Origin of the sequence: Actinocrinis sp. (assembly GCF_035938995.1) — a bacterium.
Classification (GTDB): domain Bacteria; phylum Actinomycetota; class Actinomycetes; order Streptomycetales; family Catenulisporaceae; genus DASZGI01.
Genome location: NZ_DASZGI010000142.1, coordinates 1 through 5,457 on the forward strand (window position 1 = coordinate 1; position 5,457 = coordinate 5,457).

A 5,457-nucleotide genomic window follows, 5' to 3' on the forward strand; every position below is an offset into this window, starting at 1 on the left:
GCAGTGTCTTCCCGCCTCCAGTCCCCTGGAGTCCTCATGACCACGCTCGACCGGACGCCTTCGGTCGCCAACGTGTCCGAAGCGCCCGCAGAGTCGCGCCTGCGGTCAGGCGCTGTTCACAAGCTGGGCACGTACGCCACGATCTGCCTCGTGGTGCGCGGCCCGGCGCCGGTGACCGTCTTCGTCACCGGGGACATCGACCTGGCCTGTGCTGACCGACTCGCCGCCGTCCTGCACATGACCCTGGACGCCTACCCGCAGGGAATAGACCTGGATCTCGCCTCCGTCCGCTTCTGCGACTGCCGCGGCCTCAGAGCCCTGCTGGCCGCCCAGGCGTTCGCTCGACGCCGCGGCCGACCCTTCGCGCTGGGCCCCTACAGTCCGATCGTGGCCCGTCTGCTCGAACTGACCGGAACTCGATCCGTACTCACCAACCCGGACTGATGCGGCCACAGGTCGAGGCGCCTGTTGATCATCGGCCGGGTCCCGATTTGAGCGGTGCCCTCGGATGCATCCCGCCCCACGCTGCGCGGCAGCCGACGACATCGCGGCCGTCGGACGCTCAGGGTTCGAACTGCACCTCCGGCATGGACGGCGAAGGCCCGTCGAGCAGCCGGCTGTGATGGTGGCGCAATTCCTGGTCGAAGAACGCGGCCAGGTAGGTGCGTTCGATGCTGACGGCACGCTGGGGGTCGATGGTGCCGATGTCCTGTGCGAGCTGGTCGGGCGAGAGTCCCAGCACGGGCGCAAGCGGGGGCAGGAAGGTCTCCGCGTCGGTAAACGAGGTGTGCTGGGCGCCGAGCAGCTTGAGGTCCAGTTTCCAGCCTTGCTGATGCGCCCAGAACGACGCCCAAGTCGCATCGTTGTCCCGGTTGTGGTCCTGCGAGCTGAACAACAGGAACGGGCGGTCCAACCCGGTGTCCACGACGGGACCGAACAAGGTGCCGTCCAGGGTCCGCGCCCGCCACGACACGCGGATCGTCGTGCATCGTGGCGGCGGCGGTGGCCCGTCGACAAACGCGCCCGCGCGATCGGCCGGCGGCCTTGCTACAGCCGTCGTCCCACGGCCGAGTACGCCGAATAGCGGGCCAGGTCTCCGCCGAGCGGGTCGGTCAGCTCGCTGCCCGGGTCGGGCTTCCAGGCAATCATGTCGACGACACCGGGCGGCACCAGCTCATAGCCTGCCCCGGTCAGCAGCACGGCCAGTTCCTCGCGGCTGCGCGCGTTCATCCCGGCGGTTGCACGACGGTAGACGTCTTGCATCTCGCCCATGCGCTCGGGCTGGTAGTCGGCGGTGGCGTGGCTCAGCGCCAGGTACGAACCCGGCACGGTGGCGCCGCTGTAGGCGGCCAGGATTGCGGCCGGATCATCATCGTCGGGCACGAAGTGAAGCACCGCGAACATCAGCACGGCCACGGGTCTGCTCAGATCGATCAGTTCGCGCAGGGCCGGATCGCCGAGGACCGACTGCGGGTCACGCAGGTCCGCGTAGACGATCGTGGCGTTCGGCACGTCGGCGAGGATGGACCGGCTGTGGGAGACGGCCACCAGGTCGTTGTCGACGTATACCGTGCGAGCCATCGGATCGAGGCGCGCGACGATCTCGTGGACGTTGCCGACGGTGGGGATGCCCGACCCCAGATCGACAAACTGATCAACGCCCTGCCGCACCAGGTAGGTCAGCGCGCGACGCACGAACGCCCGGTTCGCCCGCATGACATGCGGCAAGTCGGGCCACACGGAGAGCACCTTCTCGGCCAGCTCCCGGTCGGCGGCGAAGTTGTGGCTTCCATCGAGGTAGTAGTCATACATACGGGCCGGGGACGGGGTCTCGATGTCGACGTCGTCCGGAGCCCACACGGGACGGTGATTCACCGACATCTCCACCTCACTCTCGCGCCAACCCGGCCGCGCGGGTGGTGCGGCCACGGCCACTGATACGTACTGTGATCCTACGACCGCGCGGCGGCTGTCCTCGATACCTCATTCCTACATTTCTACGGGCCGACCACTGTCCGCAGGTGCCCTGTTTCGGGCGCCAAGGGCATCCACGTCGCCGTCGCGTGCCGGCGATGACCCGTCTAGGCCGAGCCACTGGTTGAGAGTCGGGCCCGCGTCGGGGCCGAGCATCTTGGTCGCGTCGGCTTGCGCGCGGCGCCATGCGCTTCCTGCACGGGTGAACGCGGCTACACCGGCCTCGGTGATCGTCACTGACATCGCTCGTCCGGTGGGCGAGGTCTCGACTGCCGCGATCCATCCCCTCTTCTGCATGAGGGCGAGGTTCCGGCTGACAGTGGACCGCTCGAGCATCAGTTGCGCGGCCAGCGCCGCCGGTCTGACAGGCCGCGGGTCGATGACGAGGCAGGTGAGAACCTCCATCTGCGGCTGGCTGAGCCCCACCGTCTGCAGCTCCTGCTCGTAGCACCGCGTGACGACCCTGTTGAGCCGGGCCACTCGCATGCCCAGGCAGGAGCGGCCCACCTCCGCCGCGAGGTCAGCTACCATCGCGGGCTGCTCCATATTCGCCTCGAATCTAGCCAACAGAAGTGTTGTAGCTACATCGCCACGATAATAGCGTGCCCATCGGCTGACGTGCTCGAAGAACCCGCGCAGATCGGAGTCCTTTCAAGCGCGCCGGAGCCCGGCGAACCGCAGTCCGAGGTCGCCGTCGTGCATCACACCGAGTGCGGCTCGATGTTCGGCACCCGGCAAACCTGGTCCAAGTCGTTGCATGGTGACGGCTCATGACAGTAGTGTAGATACAACAGATCGACCGATGGGCCGGAAGAACCTGACACGCGGCCCACGTCGACCGGCTTCTGCAGCGGAACGGCGGCCTCATGGCCACCGGCGTGCACGAGCGAGCAGAGATCACCCCGCAGCTCACGGTGAGCACGGTCGCGCGCTTGGGGCTGCGGACCGACCCGTCCGCCGTCCTCCAGTCCGAGCTCGGCGAGGCGACGGTGGTCCACGACACCCGGGACACCCACGACACCGGCAACGCTCTTCAAAGGCGAGACACTCATGTCAGTTCAGCTCACACAGACTCCCTACGACGCCGTCCTCCTGACGATCCGCTCCGACAAGTCGTACTTCGAGGTGGTCAAGGCCATCGAGTCGCGCCTGCAGCGCTTCTCGATCCCGAAGCTGATGGAGTACGTCACGCACTCGGACCGCGAGGGCGTGGAGGCCTATGTCGACGAGGTCTCGGCACCGACCGGGTTCTCCATCTTCTGGGACTTCGAGCAGGGCTCGACGATGAGGCTGGCCGGAATCCCGGTCGAATCCAAGTTCTACATGGTTGGCAACGCTGTCATCGCGCAAGGCCTGTTCCAGTACTCCGGCGCCTCCGGCCTCGGCGCGCCGGTGCGCGTCTGCGTCTCCCAGCGCGACGGCGAGCGGACGCGTATCGACCTTGACCAGGTCACCGCGTTCTTCAGCAAGTTCCCCGAAGTCGCCCCGTCAGACGTTCCGGGCAGGCTCGACGCGGAGATGGTCAAGGTCTTCGAAGAGGCCGCAGCTTAATCACCCGGTCTACGCGGCAACTGACCCCGCACCTTCAGTCAGCCTGCTCGTGGCTTCGGGCTCAGGCGGGCTGGCTGGCTGGCTGAAGGTCACATCGCCCACAGCAAGCCCGGATCGCCAGTGCGTTCCGGTGACCGGGACGCCGCAGGCCTCAACTATTGAGGAGCCCAAAGACATGTTTGTTCTGGAAGTCCGTAACGCTGAACTGATGGACTCGCTCACGCAGCAGGCTGCCGAGCTCGGTATCACCAACGCGGCCATCGTCGCCCTGATTGGGGCCATCGACAGCTTCACCGTCTCTACCAATCCCGTCGCCGACCCCACGGCGCACACCTACTCCGAATACCCGCTTCCGGCGGAGATGACGGCTACCGGCGAGTTCGTCGCCGGCAAGCCCCACATCCATGCCGTGATGGCTGTCCAAGGCGACCGGACGATCGGTGGACACCTTCACCGGGCCTACCTCGGAAGTTCGTTCGCCCGCGCCTACGTGATCCCGTCCGAGCATCCCGTCGCCGTGCCCGCCGGCGAGGAGATCGTGTTCGCGGCGGCCCCGGACAGCCCGGCAGAGCGAGGGCGGCTGAACGACACGCGGGTTTCGCCCCGCTGACTCGGATGTTCAGAGGCGGGCGGCCTGATGTCGTGTTGGCGGAAGGGGCCGGCCACCGGCGATGATCAGCTTACGGATAGGATGCTTTCCGGATGAGTTCCCACGTCCTCGACCACGTCGTCCGCGAGTCCCTCAACGCGGCGCCGCACGCGCGCTTCGCGCAACGCCACGGCCAGGCCGTGCGCTACCTCCCCGACGTGGCCCCGTTCGCCGCCCTCGACAACCCCGACGACCCGCAGGCGTGGGCCGACGCGGCCGAACTAGTCGGCTCCGAGGGCCAGGTCTGTTTCCCGGGCGTCGAGGAATACCCGCCCGGCTGGACGGTCCTGATGAGCCTGCCAGCCATCCAGCTGACCGGCGAAGCGGTACGGCCCCAGCCTGACCCGGAGGCGGTGCGCCTGGGTCCGGGGGACGTCGAGGAGATACTCGACCTTGTCGCCCGTACCGAGCCCGGCCCCTTTCTGCGGCGCACCGTCGAACTCGGCACCTACCTCGGCCTGCGCCGCGACGGCAAACTCATCGCGATGACCGGCGAGCGCATGCGCCCGCCCGGCTGGACGGAGATCAGCGCCGTATGCACCGACCCGGCGTACCGGGGTCACGGCCTCGCCTCCCGCCTGATCCGGGCCGTCACCGCGGTCGTCGTCGATCGTGGCGAAGCCCCGTTCCTGCATGCCGTCGCCGCCAACACGAATGCCCTGCGCCTCTACGAATCCCTCGGCTTCCGCCCCCGCCGTCCTGTGGCCTTCACCGTCGCCAAGCCGCCGCAACGGGCTGAGGCCGCCTGACACCGCCAGGCCAGTCGGTGCCCGGCACCGGTTGCGAACACGCTAGGTTCGCCGGGCCGACATCAGAACAGGCAGGCGGTGCCATGCATCAACACGGGAACTCGCAAAACGCCCCTGCGTTACCATCGGATGCTAATCGCGCAGCCAGTCGAGCAGGAGCGTGTTGAGCCGGTCGGGTGCGTCTAGCGGAATCCAGTGGCTCGCGCCCTCGATCTCTTCATAACGCCACGGCGCCGCTACGTAGGTGCCTGACTTCTGCATCCGCTCGCCGTCGAGGTAGTGGTCATCGGTGGACCAGATACCCATCGTGGGGACCTGCACCGGAGGGAACTTGGGCGCCGCCCCCGGCATTTGGGGCGCCAGGTTCGCCCGGTACCAGTTCAGCGACGCGGTAAGCGCGCCCGGGCGGGACAGGTCCTGCAGGTAGCGATCCTGGTCGCCGTTGCCGTGGCTGAACTGGCGAAACCAGGCCCAGTCGTCGTAAGTGATGGTCGCTTCGGCGATGCCTTCGAACTGGAAGAACAGCTGGTACCA

Annotated in this window: 8 protein-coding genes; 4 read left to right on the forward strand and 4 right to left on the reverse strand. The window is 67.4% G+C overall.

What is annotated here, in order from left to right; genetic code table 11:
* A partial coding sequence (locus VGZ32_RS09735; protein ID WP_326885572.1) for an STAS domain-containing protein occupies positions 1-444 on the forward strand: 444 nt, incomplete at its 5' end.
* Between the two features lie 118 nt (positions 445-562).
* Here the strand turns inward: VGZ32_RS09735 and VGZ32_RS09740 are convergent.
* The 3 genes from VGZ32_RS09740 to VGZ32_RS09750 all read right to left on the reverse strand — a co-directional run bounded on the left by VGZ32_RS09740 (position 563) and on the right by VGZ32_RS09750 (position 2,541).
* Positions 563-925, reverse strand: coding sequence for a hypothetical protein (locus VGZ32_RS09740; RefSeq protein WP_326885573.1), 363 nt, complete (start codon positions 923-925; stop codon positions 563-565).
* A 122-nt stretch (positions 926-1,047) separates the two neighbouring features.
* Positions 1,048-1,881 carry an SAM-dependent methyltransferase gene (locus VGZ32_RS09745; RefSeq protein ID WP_414642523.1) on the reverse strand — a complete coding sequence of 278 codons (834 nt, stop codon included), beginning with the start codon at positions 1,879-1,881 and terminating at the stop codon, positions 1,048-1,050.
* Between the two features lie 108 nt (positions 1,882-1,989).
* A complete protein-coding gene (locus VGZ32_RS09750; RefSeq protein ID WP_326885575.1) occupies positions 1,990-2,541 on the reverse strand; it encodes a MarR family winged helix-turn-helix transcriptional regulator in 552 nt (183 codons plus the stop codon).
* A 483-nt stretch (positions 2,542-3,024) separates the two neighbouring features.
* Between VGZ32_RS09750 and VGZ32_RS09755 the strand changes: the two genes are divergently transcribed.
* The 3 genes from VGZ32_RS09755 to VGZ32_RS09765 all read left to right on the forward strand — a co-directional run bounded on the left by VGZ32_RS09755 (position 3,025) and on the right by VGZ32_RS09765 (position 4,923).
* On the forward strand, positions 3,025-3,525 hold the full coding sequence (locus tag VGZ32_RS09755) for a hypothetical protein (protein ID WP_326885576.1): 501 nt from the start codon (positions 3,025-3,027) through the stop codon (positions 3,523-3,525).
* Between the two features lie 130 nt (positions 3,526-3,655).
* The gene (locus tag VGZ32_RS09760) at positions 3,656-4,135 is read left to right on the forward strand and encodes a PCC domain-containing protein (protein WP_326885577.1); all 480 of its coding nucleotides are present in this window, start codon (positions 3,656-3,658) and stop codon (positions 4,133-4,135) included.
* A gap of 92 nt (positions 4,136-4,227) precedes the next feature.
* Positions 4,228-4,923 (forward strand): GNAT family N-acetyltransferase, encoded by a 696-nt coding sequence (locus VGZ32_RS09765; RefSeq protein WP_326885579.1) that lies wholly within the window; start codon positions 4,228-4,230, stop codon positions 4,921-4,923.
* Positions 4,924-5,055: 132 nt separating this feature from the next.
* On the opposite strand, the gene VGZ32_RS09770 is transcribed toward VGZ32_RS09765, so the two are convergent.
* On the reverse strand, positions 5,056-5,457 hold a 402-nt coding region (locus VGZ32_RS09770; RefSeq protein ID WP_414642524.1), incomplete at its 5' end, for an alpha/beta fold hydrolase.